The organism is Streptomyces sp. NPDC001415, from assembly GCF_053597395.1.
This window is the reverse complement of record NZ_JBSFIE010000006.1, coordinates 43,233-62,951: the sequence shown is the minus strand read 5'-3', so window position 1 is coordinate 62,951 and position 19,719 is coordinate 43,233. Positions and strand designations below refer to the sequence as shown.

The window sequence follows — 19,719 nt, the reverse complement described above, 5'->3', positions numbered from 1 at the left end:
CCGCCCGCTCCTCCGGCCGCCCACCGAACCGTTCGCCCGCATCGTTGCTCGTCTGACCACTAGTCAGGGGGAGACACATACATGCGCCCGCACATGAAGAGATGGCCCACACCCGTGGGACTGCTCCCTGCCGGGTTACTGGCTCTGGTGCAACCGACCACCGCACTCGCCGCACTGTCCGCGGCCCTCCATGTCCAGCGCGGCGGCCAGAGCCCATACGCGCCCTCAGTCGGGCGCGGTGGCCTGACCACAAGACTCCTGATCGTGGTGGCCCTGGTGCTCGGCGCCCTGTCGTTCCAGGCTCCCGCTCGCGCCGATCTGCAGAACCCGCGCCAGGACTTCCTGCGCGCCTCCACCTCCGGGCTCTTCCTGCACTGGGGCGAGCGGACCGCCCCCGCCCACACCAACTGCGCCGCCTGGGAGTCCGACGTCACGGCCGGGGGCTGGACCCCCGACTACTGGGTGAACGAGGCGCAGAAGCTGCACGCCCAGTACCTCGTACTCGCCACTTTCCACAGCCGCCTCGGCTACGCCCGGCCCTGGCCGTCCAAGATCCCAGGCAGTTGCGCCACCAAGCGGGACTTCCTCGGCGAGCTGATCGCGGCCGCCAAGGCCAAGGGCCTCAGGACCATCCTGTACATGACGGACGACCCGCAGTGGCACGCCGACGGGGGCCATGAATGGCTCGACTCGGCCGGCTACTCGGCGTACAAGGGCAGCAAGGTCGACCTGACCACCCGGGACGGCTTCGGGCAGTTCAGCTACGACAACTTCTTCGACGTCATGGACCGATACCCGGACCTCGGCGGCTTCTGGATCGACAACGACAACGACTACTGGCTGAGCCACCACCTGTACCAGCAGATCTACCAGCAGCGCCCCAACTACACGATCAGCAACAACAACGAAGACACGCCGATCATGGACATGATCAGCAATGAGCAGAAGACGGGTATGACACCGTCGTACGACTACCCCCAGGCGCTCTACACCGCACAACCACGCCTGACCGAGGCCGACTTCAAGCTGCCGTCCACCGGGGCCTGGTGGTACGACGGCTCGAACCCGGCGGTGGACAAGAAGCTCACCCTCGGACGGCTCATCACTAACGCCGGGTCGTCGGTGAAGGCCCTCATGGCGGAAACGGCTCAGGTGAACGGCAAGTTCCCCTCGAATCAGAGCGCATTCAACGACTTCGCGAACGGCTACCTCGCCCCGATCTGGCAGTCCCTGCACGGCGTCGAGGGCGGCGGTTACATGTACGGCGGCCTCAAACCCGGGTCGTGGAACGACGGCGCCCAGGGTGTCACCACCATCAGCAAGGCCGACCCGAGCCTCCAGTACATCCATGTCATCACCCCGCCCAACACCTCCACCCTCAAACTGCGCGACAACGGCTACCAAGTCACGGCGGTGACCAACCTCCGTACGGGAGAGGCGATTTCGTACGGCCAGTCCGGCGGCACACTCAGTCTCACCCGGCTGTCCGGCTGGGACCCGTACGACACCGTGTTCAAGGTGATCACGAAGGGGCGCAGCGGGATCATCCCGCCGTCCAGCTACACAATGAGCGCCTCGGCCTCGGCAAACGGTCACGACGCGGTGGCCGCCGCGGATGCCGATTACCTCACCTACTGGGACAGCGACAGGACCCTCCCGGTGCGGCTCGACTTCAACCTGGGTACGGCGAAGACCGTCCGCTGTCTCGGCATCAACCAGCGTGAGGACTCGGTGAGTTATGCCCGCTCGGACACCGAGCAGTCGGCGCGGATCAAGGGCTACGAGGTGTACGTCAGCGCCGATGGCAAGAACTGGGGGAGCCCGGTGAAGTCCGGCACCCTGCCGAGCGCACGGGGAGTCGCCTTCATCGACATCCCCGCCGTCACCATCAGCCACGTCCGCCTGGAGGTGACCAGTACCTACGCGGCGTCGACGGACACCGCCCGCTACAAGCGGCTGCGGATCGACGAGACATGGCTCGGGAGCGCTTACGCGTCGACGGGCTCGGCCGTGCCCGTGGCCCACAAGGGAGCTGAGAGCGCTCTCAGCCCGCCTCCCGGCCAGGTGGGAGGCGGGGCGAGCGCCGCCGCCGACGCACCGAACCGGGACTACCCGAACCGGGACTACCCGAACCTGGACCACCCGGACCGGGACTACCCGTACCGGGGCTGACGATGCCTTCGACATGTCGAGACCTTCGGCAGGGCCGCCGGGGGGCGGCTCCTGCCGAAGCGGGCCGGGGTGGCGGGGCTGCCGTGACCCCGGTCCCCGGCCTGTCTTCCGACGCTCAACTCGTGTACGGAGAAAGCGATTTGGTCCCGCGCGAGTCATTGACACCAAGCGTTCCAGGCGCTGCGATGCAGTGATGGTTAGGAACCTTTCCTAACGTGGCGATTTTCGCGGCTCCCGCAATGGCCCCACGGCCCCCTGGTCCCCAGTAGCCCCGAGAGCCCGAGCGCATCCGTCTCAAGAAAGCCGCACCTTCCCAGCGCCCCATAGCAACCGCCCGCTTCCCCGCACCCCATAAAAGCTCCACGCCCCCCCGTAAGTCCCACGAAAGGAACCCCCGTGCACGCTGTCGTACCCCAGCGCCGTCTCACCGTGGCCCTCGCCGGTGCCGGCTGTCTGCTCCTGCCCTTGATCGCCTCCGCCCCCCGGGCCGGCGCGGCTGTTGCCCCGCAGGCGGCCGCCTCCGGCGCGATGGCGGTCGCCCCGTACGAGTACCTCGGCTGGGGCAATCCACAGAAGCCCACTGACGTCATGGCGGCGACCGGAGTCAAGTGGTTCACGCTGGCCTTCATCCTGTCCGACGGCGGTTGCAACCCGAAGTGGGACGGGTCGCGCGCCCTGACCGGCGGCTCCGATGAGAGCGCGATCAAATCCATCCGCGGCGCGGGCGGCGACGTGGTCGTCTCCGTCGGCGGCTGGAGCGGCAACAAGCTCGGCGAGAAGTGCTCCAGCGCCTCGGCCCTCGCGGGTGCGTACCAGAAGGTGATCAACGCGTACCACCTGAAGGCGCTGGACATCGACATCGAGGACACCGAGTTCTCGAACGCCACCGTGCGGCAGCGGGTGGTGGGTGCGCTGAAGATCGTCAAGTCCAGCAACCCCGGCGTCGTCACCTACGTGACCATGGGGACGACCCCGAACGGGCCCGACGCCAACGGCAAGGATCTGATCAAGAAGGGGGCGGCCGCCGGGCTCGCCAACGACGGTTGGACGATCATGCCGTTCGACTTCGGCAGCCACAGCGGATCGATGGGCTCGGCCACAGTGAGCGCTCTCGAAGGCCTGAAGGCCGCGGTGAAGAGCGCCTACGGCTACGACGACGGCGCCGCCTACCGGCACATAGGCCTCTCCTCCATGAACGGTAAGACCGACGAGTCCGACGAGACCGTCACCACCGGCGACTTCCAGACCATGCTCGGCTACGCAAAACAGCACCACATAGCGCGCTTCACGTTCTGGGCGGTCAACCGCGACCGGCAGTGCTCCGGGGGCGGGAGTGCCGGCGACTCGTGCGGCGGGGTCGGCCAGTCCCCGTACGCCTTCACCAAAATCGTCTCGCAGTACGCGGGTTGAGGGCGGGCCGGCACGACCCATCAGCACCGCAGGAGAGCGCTCTCAGCCCCTTGCCTCGGCGGCGGGCCTCATGGCGGGCGCCCTGACGGCCGCGCCCTACGCGACCGCCGCACCGAGCGGCCCCGCCATCCCCTTCGGAAGTCACCAAAACCCTTACGTCGAAGGGGCGTTGAGGTCGCCCGGTTGAGGCCGTCCGGAAGTCAGGCGGCGGTCGACCGGCAAGTACAAGGCGTGGAAGGCCGCGTTCGTGAAGCAGAACCGCGGCAACGGCCGGTACGAGACGCTCTCGCCGGACGCCGCACACCAGCGGCGCGGTTCCGCAAGCGGGCCCTTGCCCCCGCTGGCTGGTCAGCTGTTGCGGCTTGCCCCGCCGCGCTGGCGCAGCGAAATGCGGTTGCCGTCGGGGTCCATGGCCTCGATGCGTACTCCGAAGGGGTAGTCCTCCGGTTCGGGCAGATCGAACGTTACGCCGCGGTCGCGCAGCACCTTGAAGTCGGCGCGTAGGTCGTCCGATTCGAGGATGACCGGCCCGGGCGTGGCACCCGGATCGACCGGCTGCCCCGCGGAGGCCGCGTGCGACCAGAGAAGGAACTCGAACCCACCGCCGGGGGCACCCACGGTGAGGAAGCGTCCGTCGGGCCCCGGGAAGTCGAGCCGCTTCTCCAGGCCGAGCTTCTCCGTGTAGAAGTCGAGGGCGCGGTCCTGGTTGGTGACGTAGATGGTCACGTACATGACGTTGGTCAGCATGGTGATGTCCAATCCGCTTGGCGGGCCCATCGGACGGGTCGGTGTTGGATGTTGGTGTCGGCGTCGCTTCCTCTCACTTCCCTGACACGGGCCGGCGGGAGGGTGTGACAGACGGAGGGGAATTTCTTTCCGGCCGACCGGCTCGGGCATGCGGACCGTGCCCGTCGCCGCCGTCCTCGATGCATGAGAGCGCTCTCGGTAGCGCCTCGCGGGTCACCACAGCGTCCTGCTGGTCACCGCCAGCGGTCCCGGACCAACCAACTCCACGCCCTCCGGCCCATGTTGAGCCAGCGGCCGCCTCACCATGCAGCGAAGGGGCTGAGGGGCGTCCCGCCCTAGGTCGACACGACATATGACAGGGCAAAGATCCCCGATTGCCGCGATTTTTATATATATCTTCACGCTGAGCAATCAACCCAGGGCTTCTCACGCCCAGGTAAGAAAGGGCCAAACCATGCGCAAGTTTCAGCGCGCTGCCGTCGTAGTCGCAGCGGTTACGGGGCTGTCCGCCCTCAGCGTCGGCGTCAGCTTCGCCGACGGCTACGGCGGCTACGACGCCTATCCGCGGGCCGTCGCGGTGGCCAGTTCGCAGGCCAATGCCGTGGCCATGGGAGGCGGCACCGCGGTGGCCAGCTCGCAGGCCAACGCCGTGGCCACGTATGGCGGGATGCGATAGACCCGACCGCACTACGCCCCCAGGGCGACTCCCCCCATACATGCCGGTTTTCGGCAGTTGCCGCATGCCCCGCTGCGCCCCAGCGCCGGGGCATGCGGCGGTCATGCCCCGGCTCGGAGCAGGGCGGGTCGACTGTCGTCGTCGAGGAGGAACTGTGAAGCGTCATGTCGTCGCCGTGTTGTCCGTTGTCATCGCCGGACTGATGCTGGTCGCGGTACCGGCCGCGGCTCAGGACGGCCCCGGCCGCCATGCCGAGAGCAACGACTGGAATTTGCCGCTCACCAATATCGGTCTGTTGTAGTTCCGCGTCCAGCCTCGGGGAACAGCGACGCAGGGGATGGGTCCGCTCGGCGGGCCGCCCGGTTTCACCCCGGCGTAGCAGGAGCAGTCAAGTACGGCCGCGAGCATTCATCCCCGCACCCCGAGAGCGCTCTCATTCAGTAGGCCGCCACACTGCTCTCATCTGTCCATCACACCCGAGAGCGTTCTCACCAGGCCGCACCCCACGCCTGCCCCCCTCACCGATACAGCGCGTCCACTTCGACCTCGTACGCGTCCTCGATCGCCCGGCGCTTCAGTTTCAGGGACGGGGTGAGGAGGCCGTGTTCCTCGGTGAACTGGTGGGCCAGTATCCGGAACGTGCGGATCGACTCCGCCTGGGAGACCAGGGTGTTGGCGGCCACCACCGCGCGGCGCACCTCGGTCTCCAGGTCCGGGTCGCGCACCAGCTCGGATGGGGTGAGCGGGGGCTTGCCGCGCATGGCGAGCCAGTGGTCCACGCCCTCCTGATCGAGGGTGACGAGGGCCGCGATGTACGGGCGGTCGTTGCCGACCACGATGCACTGGGCTACCAGGGGGTGGGCCCGGACCCGTTCCTCCAGGGCGACCGGCGACACGCTCTTGCCGCCCGAGGTCACCAGGATCTCCTTCTTGCGCCCGGTGATGGTGAGGTAGCCGTCCTCGTCGAGTGCGCCGATGTCCCCGGTGGCCAGCCAGCCCTCCCGGAGCACCGCCTCGGTGGCCTTCGGCTCGTTGAGGTAGCCGGAGAACACCTGCCCGCCGTGGATCCACACCTCGCCGTCGTCCGCGATGTGCACGGTGGTGCCGGGGATGGGCTGCCCGACCGTGCCGTACCGGGTGCGCTCGGGCGGGTTGGCGGTGGCCGCGGCGGTCGACTCGGTGAGGCCGTAGCCCTCGTAGACCGTGACGCCCGCGCCCTCGAAGAACAGGCCGAGCCGGCGGCCCATGCTGGAGCCGCCCGACATGGCGTGCCGCACCCGCCCGCCCATCGCGTCGCGGACCTTGCCGTACACCGTCTTCTCGAAGAACTGGTGCTGCATCCGCAGCGCCGCCGAGGGGCCGGGCCCGAGACCGAATGCCTTCTGTTCCACGGCTTCCGCGTACTTGACCGCGATGTCGACGGACTTGTCGAACGGCCCCGTCTTCCCGTCGGCCTCGGCCCTGCGGCGGGCCGCGTTGAAGACCTTCTCGAAGATGTACGGGACCGCGAGGATGAAGGTCGGCCGGAACGACTGGAGGTCCGGCAGCAGCGCGGACGCGGAGAGGGCCGGCTGGTGGCCCAGTTTCACCCGGCCCCGGATCGCCGCGACCTCCACCATGCGCCCGAAGACATGGGCCAGTGGCAGGAAAAGGAGAGTGGACGCCTCGTCGCCGGGGCGGGAGTGGAACACCGGCTCCCAGCGGGAGATCAGCATGTCCGTCTCGAACATGAAGTTGGCGTGGGTGATCACACACCCTTTGGGGCGTCCTGTGGTGCCCGAGGTGTAGATGACGGTCGCCACCGACTCCGGTGTCACGGCCCGCCGGTGCCGGTTGACCACCTCGTCGTCGATGGACGCACCCACCCTGAGGAGTTCGTCCAGCGCCCCGGTGTCGAGCTGCCACAGGCGTTTGAGGTGGGGGAGCCGGTCGACGACCGAGCCGATCGTCATGACGTGGTCCTCGTGCTCCACCACACAGGCGGTGACCTCGGAGTCGTGCAGCATCCAGAAGACCTGCTCGGCGGAGGACGTCGGGTAGATCGGCACCGGCTGGGCGCCGATCGTCCACAGGGCGAAGTCGAAGAGCGTCCACTCGTAGCGGGTGCGGGCCATGATGGCGACCCGGTCTCCGAACCGCACCCCTTCCGCGATCAACCCCTTGGCCAGCGCGAACACTTGGTCCCTGAACGCGGCCGCGGTCACGTCCTGCCACTGCCCCGCCTCGTCCTTGCGGCAGAGGGCAACGCGGTGCGGGTCGTCGAGGGCATGGTCGAAGACCGCGTCCGCCAGCCCGCCGACCTGAGGCGCCGTCGCCATGGGTGGAACCGTGAACTCGCGCAATGACCTGCCTCCCTCCGGGGTGGCCACCCCCGGTGGCGCTCCGCACAGCGCGGTGACCGTACCCTAAGTACAGCCCGACTAGTCTCTCTTCAGAGGCTTCTGGCCAGCGAAAGTGCTGGTCAGTGGCACCTTTTTGCCTGATTAAGGGCTTGGTCGGACCCTGTTCCATACCGGGTCGAAGTTCCATACCGGGTCGAACAGGGCGGCGCGGCTATGTACGTAGCCAGGGGTCCCAGGGGGCGGAGATTGGCGGCGCCGAGCCATCACCTGGTGCACGTGGTCTTTGAGCTGGGGCATGTGGCTGGTCCTGCCGTCATGCCCGACCGTGCGGCCAGCCGCAGTGGGCAGGCACCTCTCCGACGGCTCCGCTGAGCCGAGGAGCACTTCTTCTGCGAGCGAGGGTGCAGGCAGTCGCCGTGCGACGCCCATGCTGTCTCTCCCAAGGTTCTCTGGTACCGCCGCACCAAGTTCTCTCGGCTCCGGCAGACGTTCGACTGACAAGTCGACGGCGAACGGCTCCAAGCGGCCTGCCAGCGAGAGCCGCCCGGCTGAGGGCCGGGTGAGCTGTCGACTGCCGGATCGAGTTTGGTACCGAACGACCTTGGAAGGTTGGTGCCCACGGAAGGATCAGGCACACATTCCGTGAAGACGATCATGCTCCCGCGCGCCGGCGACGCCCCTGGCGTCGCGCTGTGAGGGGCTGCGGGGACCCGCCACTCGACGGAATGTAAAGGCCGGTAAGGCGCATTCCTTGATGAACCGGAAGATTTCCTATCACATGGGGCAATTCGGATTCGTCCGGATGGTTCCCATGTTTCGAGGCGTGCAAGACGCATCAGGGGAAGCGGGCCCGATCAAGTAATGACTGACCTGCTGATCCGCAGGGACCGACGTGTCCGGATCGCGGGAATCTGGAGCGCCTGATGCGCCCGGCGAGTTCCTGATCGCGGCGGATCCGCAAGGCCGAGTCCGACGAGAGGGCCCTGTCGGCGGCGGTGGCCGCCCGGCGCCGTGCTCAGAGCCAGCTCACTCGCATGCTGGTGGCCGCCCCCGAAACGGTGTCTTCTGGCGGGCGACCGAGTTCCCCGGACCACACCCGCTCCAGCAGCCCACGGACGGTTTCCGCGATCTCGGGCGCCGCCGTGCGCAGAGCGTCCACGTCCGATGCCGGGATCTCGCTCGGAGAAATGTTTGTCTCCTTCAACAGGCCTGGAACGTCGCACAGTTTGCGAGTCAGCCACGACAGCGGGTCGCTGGACAACTCCTCGACGAAGACCCGCGGGCCGGGGTCCCAGCCGGCGAAGTTCGGGTGATGATGCGCCCGGTCCAACGTATGCGGGGCGGCGTCCGCATCTTGGAGGAGATCCACCCGCCACAGCGGGCGGCCGATGGAGATGGGCCGCGCGGAGTAGATGGATCCGGTCAGCTCACCGCGCTCGAAGATCCGCAGTTCCAGGCGCACTCCGTGCTCCGGGGTCTCTTGTCCCGGGAGCGGATTCGGGTCGACGAAGTAGAGGTCGCTCACCACAACACCGACCCGCTCGAAGCCAAATGCGTACAGCACGTCAACCTCCGGGGGACTTGCGGAAGGTGCGCCTCGTTGTGGTGCAGACCCTACGGAACGAGGACCCGTTGCCGCACCGTCCCGAACCGGACAACCCCACCACCCGAATGCAACCACCTCCAGGTGTCAGCCGCCGCCTCAGCGACGGGACGACAACGCGGTCCGACCGCCTGGGCATGATGCTGTGCCATCTTGTGCATGACCGTGGGCTGTGCGGGCGGCGCCCCTCAGCCCACGGCTGTGCCGGTCTTGGTCCGGACCACGCCCGGTCGCGTGCGCCGCGCCTACACCGTCTCGGGCACGGTCATGTGCTCCCGCCCCAGGTCCTCGCCGTCCAGCGTGACTTCGGGTCGCTGCTCGCGTCGGCCGCGTACGAGTGCGAGCACCAGTACCCCCGCGACGAGCCCTGCCGCTCCCGCGACCACCGCCACCATGTTCAGGCCCGACGCGAAGGCGGCGCGCACCATGTGGTCGAACGCCGTGGGGTCCGACACCATGTGGTCGGACACCGTGCCCCGCAGTGATTCGGCACCGCCGCCCGCCACCGTGTGGGCCGCGGGCCCGAGGGTGTCCTGCATCCGCGAGGTCAGTACCGTGCCGAGCACGGCGACGCCCAGCGCGTACCCGAGCTGGCGGAACGTGTTGACCGCCCCGCCCGCCATCCCGGCCAGGCCCGACGGAACCGCGGCAAGCGCCGCGCCGCCGAGCCCCGGCGACACCAGCCCCGTACCGACACCCGCCAGGGCGAGTCCCGGAACCAGCGCGGGCCAGCCCGAACCGGCGTCCAGGACCGCCATGCAGAACCCGCCGACCCCGACGAGCAACAGCCCGCCGCCGATCACGAACCGGGCCGGCATCCCGTGCAGCAGCCGTCCCCCAACTGCCGCCACCACAAAGGAAGTTCCGGCGAGGGGAAGCAGCACCAGGCTGCCGCGCAGCGGGCTCATGCCGAGCACGGTCTGCAGCCAGATCGAGAGGAAGGGGATGGTGCCGAACGCCGCCATGCTGAAGCCGAAGGCCCCGAGCAGCACGCCCACCAGGGCGGGACTGCGCAGCAGCGCCAGGTCGAGCAGGGGGTTCACGGCACGCCGCTCCACCAGCGCGAACACGAGCAGCGAGAGTACGGCCACACCGTAGGCGCCGAGGGTGGGCGCCGAGGTCCAGCCCACATCACCGGCTCGCACCGTGGCATACGTCGCCGCACCGGCGAAGCAGGCGAACGCCGCCGTGCCCGCCCAGTCGACCCGCCGTCCCGGCGCCCCCTTCGACTCCGGTACGACGCGCAACGTGAGCCACACCGATGCCACACTCACCGGCAGGTTGACGAAGAAGATCCAGCGCCAGCCGGGCCCCTCGGTGAGCAGCCCGCCGATGACCGGGCCGACCGCCGCGGCACCGCCGCTGACCGCGCCCCACATACCCAGCGCCACGGAACGCTGCTTGCCCTGATACACGGAGCCGAGCAACGGCAGTGTGGTGGCGAACATGGCGGCGGCACCCATACCCTGCACCGCTCGGGCCGCCACCAGGAGCCCGGCGTTCGAGGCGAGGCCGCAGCCCAGCGAGGCGAGCGCGAAGACCACCGTGCCCGCCACATGCACCCGCCGCCGGCCCAGCACATCGGCCGCGGCCCCCGCGCCGAGCAGCAGCGCGGCCAGCGCCAGCGCGTACACGTCGATCACCCACTGGAGATCACTGAGCGAGGCGTTCAGCGCCCGCACCATGTCGGGCAGCGCCACGACCACGATCGACACGTCCAGCAACAACATGAACGTGCCCAGGCACACCGCCGTCAGCGGCCCCCACATACGCATGCTCCCCATACTCATAATCCCAACTCCCCAAGATCTTCCGGTCGGTGCGTGTGCCTCCGTACGATCGATGATCACCGGACGATGTGGACGGTCGGCGGTGCGATCCCGCCGGAATTCGACAGGAGAGCGGTTTCAACGCATGGAATCCCACAGCCTCGACGAACTCGACCGGCAGCTTCTGCATGCGCTGGAGCGGGACGGGCGGGCCGCGTTCAGCCGGATCGCCACCGTGCTCGGCGTCTCCGACCAGACGGTCGCCCGCCGCTACCGCAGGCTGTGCGCCGACGTCGGCCTGAAGGTCATCGCGGTCCGCGACGGCCAGCGGCTCGGCCAGGACCAGTGGATGCTGCGGCTTCGCTGCACCCCGGACAGCGCCGAGGCCATCGCGACCGCGCTGGCCCGCCGCCCCGACACGGCATGGATCGCGCTGGCCGCGGGCGGCACCGAGGTGATCTGCATGACCCGGCCGCGCAGCGACGGTGAACGCGACGAGCTGATGCTGGGCAAGCTGCCGCGCACCCCGCACATCGTCGAGATCCGCGCCTACCAGATGCTGCACACGTTCTTCGGGGGCAGCGACGGCTGGCTCATGAAGTCCGGCGCGCTCAACGAGGCCCAGGCAGCCGAGCTGCGCCCGGAACTGTCACGGCCGGCCGGCCCCGCCCGCATCACACCCGAGGACGAGCCCCTCGTGCGCGCCCTGGAACGGGACGGCCGCGCCACCTACCCCGAGCTCCAACTCGCCACCGGGCGCTCGGAGTCGGCGGTCAAACGCAGGCTCGCGGCACTGCTCGCCTCGCGCGCCCTGTACATCGACGTCGAGTACCGACCGGAGCACATCGGCTTCCCGGTCGGCACCACCCTCTGGATCACGGCCGCCCCCGCCGCCCTGCACAGCGTCGGCCAAGCCATCGCCCGGCACCCGGAAGCCGCCTTCGTCTCGGCATCCGCGGGCCCGTCCAACCTGGTGGCGACGGTCCTGACCCGGAGCACGGCCGAGCTCTACGCCTACCTCAGCGGCAAGCTCGGCACCCTCGAAGGCATCCAGCACATCGAGACGACGGCGAAGCTGCGCCGCATCAAACAGCTCAGCGTTCCGGGGCCGGCCCGATAGCGCTCTCAGGGCCAGCGTGCCCGGCGCAATGGACGCGGGCGGGGTTGAGACACAGACTCTCAGCCCGTCCGGCGCCCCGGGTGCAGCCGATCGCCGCCCGCCAGGATCGCCGACGCCAGCGCGCCCGCCGCCTCCTGCGCGGCCGAGCCCCGCCGGTTGTGCAGCAGCACGAAGTCCACCCCGCCGAGCTCCGGCAGACCCGCCCGGGCCGGGAGCGGGTCGAGGCCGGGCGGGATCAGGCCGCGGGTGTGGGCCATCACGCCGAGGCCGGCGCGGGCCGCCGCGATCAGGCCGCTCAGGCTCCCGCTCGTACACGCGATGCGCCAGGAACGCCCGTGTTCCTCCAGGACTTCGAGCGCCCGCGCCCGCGTGATGCCGGGCGGCGGGAACAGGATCAGCGGAACGGGCCGGTCGGCGTCCAGTCGCAGCCCGGGCGCCCCGATCCAGCACAGCTCGTCCGTCCACACCAGCTCGCCGTGGCTGTCGCCGGGCCGCCGCTTGGCGAGCACCAGGTCGAGGCGGCCCGCCTCAAGGCGCCGGTGGAGAGTCCCGGACATCTCGACCGTCAGCTCCAGGTCGACCTCGGGGTGGTCGCGGCGGAAAGACTGGAGGATCTCCGGGAGCCGGGTCAGGACGAAGTCCTCGGAAGCGCCGAACCGCAGCCGGCCGCGCAGCCGCGTCCCGGTGAAGTAGTTGGCGGCCCGCTCGTGCGCGGCCAGGATCGTCCGCGCGAAGCCGAGCATCGCCTCGCCGTCCTCCGTCAGCCGCACGCTGTGCGTGTCCCGGCTGAACAGCTGCCGCCCGGCCGCGTCCTCCAGCCGGCGCACGTGCTGGCTCACCGTCGACTGCCGCAGCCCGAGCCGCCGCGCGGCCTGGGTGAAGTTCAGGGTCTGGGCGACGGCGAGAAAAGTCCGCAGCTGGTTCGCGTCGTACATGCCGCCCACGGTAGCGCCACCCATCGCGGAACGTGATGACAGTAAGAGTGGTGTACGGGATTCCCGATCGGCCGGAAGCGGGGCACCATCGGGAGGGAGGGCATGATCCTGGTCCAGCACGCCCCCCGGACACACATGCCGGACGCACACATGCCGGACGCACACATGCCGGACGCACACACAAACGCACCGTTAGTGGAGCACATGAGCCGCCGCACCCCGAAGCTGCCGTCCTGGCTGCCGGTCGACCCGTACATACTCGCGCTGCTCGGCACGGTGGGAATCGCCGCCCTGCTCCCGGCCTCCGGGGCGGCCGCCCACGTCGCGAGCGGCGCCTCGACCGGGGCCGTCGCGCTTCTCTTCTTCCTGTACGGGGCCCGGCTCTCGACCCGCGAGGCGATGGTCGGGCTGCGCCACTGGCGGCTCCACGTCACCGTGCTTGCCTGCACGTTCGTGGCGTTCCCGCTGGTCGGCCTGGCGGCGAAGGGGCTCGTCCCGTTCGTTCTGACGCCGGACCTGTACAACGGTCTGCTCTTCCTCTGCCTCGTGCCCTCCACGATCCAGTCGTCGATCGCGTTCACCTCGATCGCCCGCGGCAACGTACCCGCCGCGATCTGCGCCGGCTCCTTCTCCAGCATCGCCGGAATCCTGTTCACCCCGCTGCTCGCGGCGGGCCTGCTCGGCAACAGCGGGGGCGGCTTCTCCGCGGACTCCCTCCTCAAGATCGTGCTGCAACTCCTGGTGCCGTTCCTGGCCGGGCAGTTGCTGCGGCGCTGGGTCGGCGGGTTCCTCGTCCGGAACAAGAAGGTCCTCGGGTACGTCGACCGGGGCTCGATCCTGCTGGTCGTCTACAGCGCGTTCAGCGAGGGCATGGTCCGCGGCATCTGGCACCAGGTGAGCGTGGCCAGGCTCGGCGCGCTGCTCGCCGTCGAGGCCGTACTCCTTGCCGGGATGCTCGCGCTGACCTGGTACGGAGCGAAGCGGCTCGGCTTCGACCGGGGCGACCGGATCGCGATCCAGTTCGCCGGCTCGAAGAAGAGCCTGGCCGCCGGCCTGCCCATGGCGAGCGTGCTGTTCGGCGCCCAGGCCTCGCTGGCCGTGCTGCCGCTGATGCTGTTCCACCAGATGCAGCTGATGGTCTGCGCGGTGATCGCCAAGCGCCGGGCTCGCGACGTACTGCCGCAGTCCGGGCCGGGCTCGGCTGCCGCACGCGAGGAAGCCGACTGCGAGGAAGCGGATGGGGAGGAAGCGGACGGCGAGCGGGGCGTACGGGTCGGAAGCTAGGGCTCTCAAGCCGGAGAAGCGGATGGCCTGGCAGTACTCGTACCGCATCGACTGGGGCGAGCGGGTTGTCGAGCCCAGGTGATGATGGAGGGTGCGTGCCTTCGCTGGGTCAACCATCGGACAGGGCAGGCGAGTTGTCGGACGCAGGTGGCAGGTGGCAGGTGGCAGGTGGCAGGCGGTCGGCGGGAGACGGCTCGCGGCAGGGGGGCGGGCGGTGTGGGCGATGGTCCGGCCGCCGTTCCAGGTCACGCCCGCCCCGTCACCAGCACCACCTTCCCGAGGTTGCGGCGGGACTCGATCAGTTCGTGGGCTCGGGCCGCGTCGGCGAGCGGCAGCTCGGCCGCGACGGAGGTTCGCAGCTTTCCGGCGGCGTGCAGCTCCCACAGTTCGTCGAGCCAACGGGCGTACAGCGCGGGCTTGTTGCGGGCGATGATGCCCATCTGGAAGCCGATGGCCGACTTGCCGCCCACGAGCAGGTCGTACGCCTCGATGGTGCCGCCGCCCGAACTGAACGCGACGAGGCGCCCGCCGGGCGAGAGCGCTCTCACGGCCGGGCCGAGCAGCTCGCCACCGACCGCGTCGATGACGATGTCGACCGGCTCGCCCCAGGTCTCGTCCGTGTACAGGACGACCTCGTCCGCCCCCAACTCCCTTACGAAGTCCGCCTTTTCGGCAGAGCTGACGGCGGCGACAACGCGCTTCGCGCCGCCTGCCCCGGCGAGCTGCAGGGCCATCGTGCCGATCGCGCTCGCGGCGGCCGTGACCAGGACCGACTCGCCGGGCTCGGGGCGCCCCGACTCGTAGGCGCCGCGTGCCACCAGCCCGCTGCGGACCAGGGCGATGGCGTCCACGGCGGTGGCGTGGGCGGGGATGCGCGAGGTCATGGCCACGTGGAGGACGGCTTGTTCGGCGTAGCCGTGCGAGAAGCAGAGCCCGGTCACCCGGTCGCCGATGGCGAATCCGGTGACGCCCTCGCCGAGCGCGGCCACCGTGCCGGCGACCTCGCCGCCCAGCGGGATCGGCTCGCGGCCCTCGCGAACCTTGCGGACGGACGGCAGGGTCACTCCGATCGCCTCGACGTCGACCAGCACCTCGCCCGGCCCGGGCTCGGGCGCGGCGGCGTCCTCGACGAACAGGACTTCGGGGCCGCCGTTGACTTCGTACCGGACACGACGCATTGCACGCTCCTGGGGCAGCGGTGGGAAACTCGTTGGGAGTTCCAACGGTAGACGGAAATTGGATCGTTGGGAAGTCCAATGTTTTTTCGGTTAGGGTGTGCACATGGCTCGCATGACCAGCAGGACCCGCCGCGCGAGTGAGAGCGCTCTCAACCAGGCCCCGGTCAACGGCGCCCCGGACGACGGCGGGATTGACGCCGCGCTTCCATCGCCCCCGGCGGAGACGCCCGAGGCTGTGTCGCCCGCACTCGGACCACCCGCCTCCGACGGGCCAGAGGCGGACCTCCCCCCGCTCCAGCACATCCAGTCGCTGCCCAGCTGGCTGATCGGCCGGGTCGCGGCGCGCGGCCGGGGTCTGGTCGCGGAGGCGCTGGCGGAGCAGGGCGTGAAGATGCTGCACCACGCGGTGCTGGCCGCGGTGTCCGAACTCGGCCCGATCGCGCAGGCCGACCTCGGTCGCAGGCTGGCCATCGACCCCAAGGACCTGGTCGGCATCCTCAATGACCTCCAGGCCGACGGCCTCACCGTCCGCGAGCCCGATCCCAGGGATCGCCGCAAGAACGCGGTCACCGTCACCCCGGCCGGCCAGGACCTCCTCGCGCGCTGCGCGGCCGTGGCCGAAGAGGCCAACGCCCGGCTCCTCGCGCCGCTCGCCCCCGCCGAAGCGCGCCGCCTCGTGGCGCTGCTGGCGCGCCTGCACGAGGCGTAACGGTTTCCTTCCGGGGCCTGCTCCCGAGCCTGCCCGTGGCCTGAACAGGTCCCCGGCGTACGGTCTAGATCATCGGGGCCGGTACGGTGCCGCCATGACCGCACTCGAAGGCGAGCCCGCCACCCTCGACCCCGCGCGCACCGCGCTCGTCCTCGTCGACCTCATGGACCGCATCACGGCGCTGCCGCTCGCCCCGCGCTCCGGAGAGCAAGTGGTGGATACGGCAAGGGAGTTGGCGGACGCCTTCCGTGCGGCGGGCGCGACCGTCGTGCTCGTACGGGTCGAACGTCCCGGGGTGTCCGCCCAGCCGCCCGGCAGCGAGCTCGTCGCGGGTCTCGCGGTCGAGGGCGACCTGATCGTGGTGAAGCGGACCATCGGCGGCTTCCACCGGACGGGCCTGCACGATCTGCTCGCGGAGCGCGGCATCGACACCCTCGTGTTCGGAGGCATCGCCACCAACCTCGGCGTCGAGTCGACGGCCCGCGCGGCCGCCGACCTCGGCTACGACCTGCTGTTCGCCGAGGATGCGATGGCCGCGCTGACCGAGGACGAACACCGGGCCGCGGTCGCCCTGAACTTCCCCCGCCTCGGAACGGTCGTCACCGCCTCCGCCATCGGATTCGGCTGATCACATGCCCAAGTTCTCGATATCCGCGGCCGGTTCACGCCCCTGCACCCTCGTCGTGTGCCGCGGGTGCTGCTGCGGCGACGCCGCCAAGAACCCCGGCACCGACCACACGCGCCAGCTGGAGCGGCTGCGTACGGCGGCCGCCGAGTCCGGCGGCCGGCTCGCCGTACGCACCACCGACTGCCTCGGCCCCTGCGGCCAGGCCAACGTGATCGTGGTCCAGCCCTCGGCCCGGGCCCGCCAGCGCGGCGCCCGTGCGGCCTGGCTCGGCTGGATCCTCGACGACGACGCCACCGACGACATCCTGGCCTGGGCGGACCAAGGCGGCCCAGGCGTCGCCGAACCCCCGGCCACCCTGGCCCTCCAAATGATTCCGCCACCTTCAGAGGCCCGGAAGCGGGCCCGCTGAGGCGCGTATCGCTGAGTGAGCCGGGGTCAGTACACCTCGGAGGCCGGTGCGGTGTCGGGGTGCCGGGCGTGATGGCTGGGCGCGGTCGCCCGTTCTGCCGCGCCGAAGAAGTCTCCGCCCTTGCGGCGGTAGTCGTCCGTGCCCCAGTCGCGGGCGGCACGTTGCTGCGGGGGGACCTTCTGCATGTGGGGGATGTGCTTGGCGCAGTGGATGTAGGCCTCCTGCACCGTCACCTCCACCCACAGGCGGGCGCGGCGGCCGGGGGCCGGGTCGAGGGGGATTTCGGGGTGGTGGGCGCGGACTTCCTCGTCCAGGAGGATGCGAGCCCGGCCGTTGACGTGCAGACCGATACGGTCCCGGGTGAAGTCGACCATCAGGATGCCCACTTGGGGGTTCTCCGCGATGTTGCCCATCGAGGCCATGACGCCGTTGCCGCGGTATTCGGGGTAGATCAGGGTGCGCTCGTCGAGGACCCGGACGAAGCCGGGCGGGCCGGCCCGGAAGGTGGAGTCGCACTCGCCCCGGCGGTCGGCGCTGGCCAGGAAGAACATCTCCTGGCGCCCGACGAACTCCCGCATGCGCGGGTTGAGTTGGTCGAGGACCTGGTCGTCGTAGAAGCGGTCGGCCCGCTCGGTGGTGCCCAGGTGACGCTGCATCAGGTGCTCGCCGTCGCTGCCGGGTCGTACCCCTCCCTGCTCCGCTGCCCTGCCGTGCTCGATCTCTGTTGCCAAGTCCTCAGTCTCCCGCCATGACCAGCTCTTCGATGAAGTCGTGCCGTATGCGGTCGGACGGCATGCCGGCTCCCACCAGCGCGTCCACACCGCTGCGCACCATGGCCGCGGGTCCGGACAGATACGCGTCGTACGCCCGCCACGGCCCGTACTGCCTTACGGCGTCGGGCAGTTGACCGCTGATGCTGTTCGCCTCGCCGCCCGCCGGTCCGGTCGCGACGACCGGACGCACGGACAGCCACGGGTGCTTGCGTGCCAGCGTCAGCAGGGGGTCGATGTCGTGCAGGTCGCTTCCGCTGCGGGCGCCGTAGAAGACGTCCACGAGGCGGCGGCGGCCGTGCTCGGCGACGTCCTCGACCAGCGCCCTGATCGGGGCGATCCCTGTGCCGCCGCCCAGGCACAGCAGTCCGTTGTCCGTGGTGTGGTCCACGGTCATGGAACCGGCCGGAGGGCCGAGGCGGATGACGTCGCCGGGGCGGGCGCGGTGCACGAGTGCCCCGGAGACCCAGCCGGCCGGAACCGCCTTGACGTGGAAGGAGAGCAGACCGTCGGAGCGCGGGGCCGACGCGAAGGAATACTGCCGCCACACGCGCGGCCACCAGGGGGTTTCCAGGCTCGTGTACTGACCGGCGAGGAAGGGGTAGGGCTGGTCGGGGCGTACGGTCACGACCGCGATGTCGGGGGTGCGCAGCTCGTGGGAGACGACCTCGGCGTGCCACCAGGCGGGGGAGAGGGCCTCGTCCGCGGCGGCCGCATCGATCATGATCTGCGAGATCGCGGTGTACGCGGTCACCCAGGCCGTTTCGGTCTCCGGGTTCCAGGTGTCGGGTGCGTATCGGGCGAGCGCACCGAGCAGGCACTCTCCGACGGCCGGGTAATGCTCGGGCCGGGTGCCGTACTTGCGGTGGCCGCGGCCGAGGTGGGACAGGTAGTCGCCGAGGGTGTCGGCGTCGTCGACGTGCTCGGCCGCCGTCAGCAGGGCCTTGAAGAGACGGTCGCGCTGGGTGTCCATCGCTGCGGGGAAGAGGGCGCGCAGATCGGGGTGCCGGACGAACAGCAGCGCGTAGAAGTAGGACGTGACCTTGTCGGCCACGGGCTCGATCTCCGCCATGGTGCGCCGGATGAGGACGGCGGTGGGGGAGGCGGCCTTTGGGGCGGCGTCGGCTTCGGGGCCGGCCTGGGCGCCCGCATGGGGGTCGGGGTCCGGTGAGTTCGCCGGGGAGGGCGCGTGGTGAACCGCTGCCGCGGGCCAGGTGTCGGGTGCGGGCTCTGGGCTCGCGTCCACGGGTTCGGCCGCGTCGTGCGTGACGGGTTCGGTGGACGTCACGGCTCCGGTGGACGTCATGGCTTCAGCCGTCGTGATGGCTTCAGCGGCCGGCGCCGCATCCGGGGCCGGGGGGTGGCTCCCCTCGGGTCCCGGGTCGTCTTCGGGGCGGTAGGGGGAAGCTGACGCGGCAGGTGGCTCGGGTGGCGCCGGTCTGCGCATTCGCTCCGCCGTGTTGCCGACCGGGCGAATGGGATTCGGTGCGCTGCGGGGCATGCCGTACTGCGCGGGGACACGAACGGCACTGTCTTCAGCGTCTTCGTGTTCATCCTGCCGCAACCTGCTGGGACTGGCAGAGGACTTGTTCGGCGGAGTGAACCAACCCCGCTCGCCATTGCTGCCGCCGGAAGAGCTGTTATCGCCCGTCGTCGTGGGAGCGTCCATGATCTGCCTCGCCTCGCACGTCTTTCGGTCGTCTTCGCATTCCGTGATGCGGAAGGAATTCGGAATTGCCGTGAGCTGCCTTTGAATTCTGGAACGGCCTTCGCCGCGCCAGTAAAATCTCCCAAAGTGGACAAATGCTACGCCTGGTGGTGGGGGCGGGGCCTCGTCCCGGGGCTGACGTCGGCATGGCTCACCCTGCCGACGCATGGCCGTAAAACCCGGCTCCGCGGCATCTCGCCGCACGATTCGTGGGCTTCCCCGCCTTTCTTTCCGGACTGCGGAGTTGGTCATTCCTCTG

Annotated in this window: 17 protein-coding genes; 9 read left to right on the top strand and 8 right to left on the bottom strand. The window is 69.9% G+C overall.

The window, feature by feature from the left end; genetic code table 11:
* The first annotated feature begins 147 nt into the window (after window positions 1-147).
* Together ACWC2B_RS09775 and ACWC2B_RS09770 are read left to right on the top strand one after the other, a co-directional pair.
* Window positions 148-2,172, top strand: a complete 2,025-nt coding sequence (locus ACWC2B_RS09775; RefSeq protein WP_450715943.1) for a discoidin domain-containing protein — start codon at window positions 148-150, stop codon at window positions 2,170-2,172.
* Window positions 2,173-2,568: 396 nt separating this feature from the next.
* Window positions 2,569-3,582: a chitinase gene (locus ACWC2B_RS09770; RefSeq protein ID WP_450715942.1), complete on the top strand. Its 1,014-nt coding sequence runs from the start codon at window positions 2,569-2,571 to the stop codon at window positions 3,580-3,582.
* Between the two features lie 348 nt (window positions 3,583-3,930).
* Here ACWC2B_RS09770 and ACWC2B_RS09765 read toward each other — a convergent pair whose 3' ends face one another.
* Window positions 3,931-4,329: a VOC family protein gene (locus ACWC2B_RS09765; protein ID WP_450715941.1), complete on the bottom strand. Its 399-nt coding sequence runs from the start codon at window positions 4,327-4,329 to the stop codon at window positions 3,931-3,933.
* A gap of 454 nt (window positions 4,330-4,783) precedes the next feature.
* Between ACWC2B_RS09765 and ACWC2B_RS09760 the strand changes: the two genes are divergently transcribed.
* A complete protein-coding gene (locus tag ACWC2B_RS09760; protein WP_450715940.1) occupies window positions 4,784-5,005 on the top strand; it encodes a hypothetical protein in 222 nt (73 codons plus the stop codon).
* Window positions 5,006-5,159: 154 nt separating this feature from the next.
* Window positions 5,160-5,306 (top strand): hypothetical protein, encoded by a 147-nt coding sequence (locus ACWC2B_RS09755; protein WP_450715939.1) that lies wholly within the window; start codon window positions 5,160-5,162, stop codon window positions 5,304-5,306.
* Between the two features lie 217 nt (window positions 5,307-5,523).
* Here ACWC2B_RS09755 and ACWC2B_RS09750 read toward each other — a convergent pair whose 3' ends face one another.
* From ACWC2B_RS09750 to ACWC2B_RS09740, 3 genes are all read right to left on the bottom strand, one after another.
* Window positions 5,524-7,323 carry an AMP-dependent synthetase/ligase gene (locus ACWC2B_RS09750; protein WP_450715938.1) on the bottom strand — a complete coding sequence of 600 codons (1,800 nt, stop codon included), beginning with the start codon at window positions 7,321-7,323 and terminating at the stop codon, window positions 5,524-5,526.
* A 1,039-nt stretch (window positions 7,324-8,362) separates the two neighbouring features.
* Window positions 8,363-8,911, bottom strand: coding sequence for a hypothetical protein (locus tag ACWC2B_RS09745; protein WP_450715937.1), 549 nt, complete (start codon window positions 8,909-8,911; stop codon window positions 8,363-8,365).
* Between the two features lie 284 nt (window positions 8,912-9,195).
* Window positions 9,196-10,725: an MFS transporter gene (locus ACWC2B_RS09740; RefSeq protein ID WP_450716212.1), complete on the bottom strand. Its 1,530-nt coding sequence runs from the start codon at window positions 10,723-10,725 to the stop codon at window positions 9,196-9,198.
* Window positions 10,726-10,864: 139 nt separating this feature from the next.
* Between ACWC2B_RS09740 and ACWC2B_RS09735 the strand changes: the two genes are divergently transcribed.
* Window positions 10,865-11,839, top strand: a complete 975-nt coding sequence (locus ACWC2B_RS09735; RefSeq protein WP_450715936.1) for an Lrp/AsnC family transcriptional regulator — start codon at window positions 10,865-10,867, stop codon at window positions 11,837-11,839.
* A 59-nt stretch (window positions 11,840-11,898) separates the two neighbouring features.
* Here ACWC2B_RS09735 and ACWC2B_RS09730 read toward each other — a convergent pair whose 3' ends face one another.
* Window positions 11,899-12,774, bottom strand: coding sequence for a LysR substrate-binding domain-containing protein (locus ACWC2B_RS09730; RefSeq protein ID WP_450715935.1), 876 nt, complete (start codon window positions 12,772-12,774; stop codon window positions 11,899-11,901).
* Window positions 12,775-12,978: 204 nt separating this feature from the next.
* Here ACWC2B_RS09730 and ACWC2B_RS09725 point away from each other — a divergent pair, with 204 nt between their 5' ends.
* Window positions 12,979-14,058: a bile acid:sodium symporter family protein gene (locus ACWC2B_RS09725; protein ID WP_450715934.1), complete on the top strand. Its 1,080-nt coding sequence runs from the start codon at window positions 12,979-12,981 to the stop codon at window positions 14,056-14,058.
* 245 nt (window positions 14,059-14,303) lie between these two features.
* Here the strand turns inward: ACWC2B_RS09725 and ACWC2B_RS09720 are convergent, their stop codons facing one another.
* Window positions 14,304-15,236, bottom strand: coding sequence for a quinone oxidoreductase family protein (locus tag ACWC2B_RS09720; protein ID WP_450715933.1), 933 nt, complete (start codon window positions 15,234-15,236; stop codon window positions 14,304-14,306).
* A 301-nt stretch (window positions 15,237-15,537) separates the two neighbouring features.
* On the opposite strand from ACWC2B_RS09720, the gene ACWC2B_RS09715 reads away from it, so the two are divergent.
* The 3 genes from ACWC2B_RS09715 (at window position 15,538) to ACWC2B_RS09705 (ending at window position 16,982) form a co-directional block, all read left to right on the top strand.
* Window positions 15,538-15,945 (top strand): MarR family winged helix-turn-helix transcriptional regulator, encoded by a 408-nt coding sequence (locus ACWC2B_RS09715; RefSeq protein WP_450716211.1) that lies wholly within the window; start codon window positions 15,538-15,540, stop codon window positions 15,943-15,945.
* A gap of 94 nt (window positions 15,946-16,039) precedes the next feature.
* The gene (locus ACWC2B_RS09710; RefSeq protein ID WP_450715932.1) at window positions 16,040-16,573 is read left to right on the top strand and encodes an isochorismatase family protein; all 534 of its coding nucleotides are present in this window, start codon (window positions 16,040-16,042) and stop codon (window positions 16,571-16,573) included.
* Window positions 16,574-16,577: 4 nt separating this feature from the next.
* Complete coding sequence (locus tag ACWC2B_RS09705; protein ID WP_450715931.1) at window positions 16,578-16,982, top strand: (2Fe-2S) ferredoxin domain-containing protein; 405 nt, start codon at window positions 16,578-16,580, stop codon at window positions 16,980-16,982.
* Window positions 16,983-17,008: 26 nt separating this feature from the next.
* Here the strand turns inward: ACWC2B_RS09705 and ACWC2B_RS09700 are convergent, their stop codons facing one another.
* Together ACWC2B_RS09700 and ACWC2B_RS09695 are read right to left on the bottom strand one after the other, a co-directional pair.
* Window positions 17,009-17,713 carry a pyridoxamine 5'-phosphate oxidase family protein gene (locus tag ACWC2B_RS09700; RefSeq protein ID WP_450715930.1) on the bottom strand — a complete coding sequence of 235 codons (705 nt, stop codon included), beginning with the start codon at window positions 17,711-17,713 and terminating at the stop codon, window positions 17,009-17,011.
* 4 nt (window positions 17,714-17,717) lie between these two features.
* Window positions 17,718-19,421: a globin domain-containing protein gene (locus tag ACWC2B_RS09695; RefSeq protein ID WP_450715929.1), complete on the bottom strand. Its 1,704-nt coding sequence runs from the start codon at window positions 19,419-19,421 to the stop codon at window positions 17,718-17,720.
* Between the last annotated feature and the right edge of the window lie 298 nt (window positions 19,422-19,719).

What these genes read in the sequence shown, in the direction of transcription:
- ACWC2B_RS09720 (WP_450715933.1), bottom strand. Translation starts at nt 15,236, where the DNA reads ATGCGTCGTGTCCGGTACGAAGTCAACGGCGGCCCCGAAGTCCTGTTC.
- ACWC2B_RS09735 (WP_450715936.1), top strand. Translation starts at nt 10,865, where the DNA reads ATGGAATCCCACAGCCTCGACGAACTCGACCGGCAGCTTCTGCATGCG.
- ACWC2B_RS09740 (WP_450716212.1), bottom strand. Translation starts at nt 10,725, where the DNA reads ATGCGTATGTGGGGGCCGCTGACGGCGGTGTGCCTGGGCACGTTCATG.
- ACWC2B_RS09725 (WP_450715934.1), top strand. Translation starts at nt 12,979, where the DNA reads ATGAGCCGCCGCACCCCGAAGCTGCCGTCCTGGCTGCCGGTCGACCCG.
- ACWC2B_RS09760 (WP_450715940.1), top strand. Translation starts at nt 4,784, where the DNA reads ATGCGCAAGTTTCAGCGCGCTGCCGTCGTAGTCGCAGCGGTTACGGGG.
- ACWC2B_RS09765 (WP_450715941.1), bottom strand. Translation starts at nt 4,329, where the DNA reads ATGCTGACCAACGTCATGTACGTGACCATCTACGTCACCAACCAGGAC.
- ACWC2B_RS09750 (WP_450715938.1), bottom strand. Translation starts at nt 7,323, where the DNA reads ATGGCGACGGCGCCTCAGGTCGGCGGGCTGGCGGACGCGGTCTTCGAC.
- ACWC2B_RS09705 (WP_450715931.1), top strand. Translation starts at nt 16,578, where the DNA reads ATGCCCAAGTTCTCGATATCCGCGGCCGGTTCACGCCCCTGCACCCTC.
- ACWC2B_RS09695 (WP_450715929.1), bottom strand. Translation starts at nt 19,421, where the DNA reads ATGGACGCTCCCACGACGACGGGCGATAACAGCTCTTCCGGCGGCAGC.
- ACWC2B_RS09730 (WP_450715935.1), bottom strand. Translation starts at nt 12,774, where the DNA reads ATGTACGACGCGAACCAGCTGCGGACTTTTCTCGCCGTCGCCCAGACC.
- ACWC2B_RS09710 (WP_450715932.1), top strand. Translation starts at nt 16,040, where the DNA reads ATGACCGCACTCGAAGGCGAGCCCGCCACCCTCGACCCCGCGCGCACC.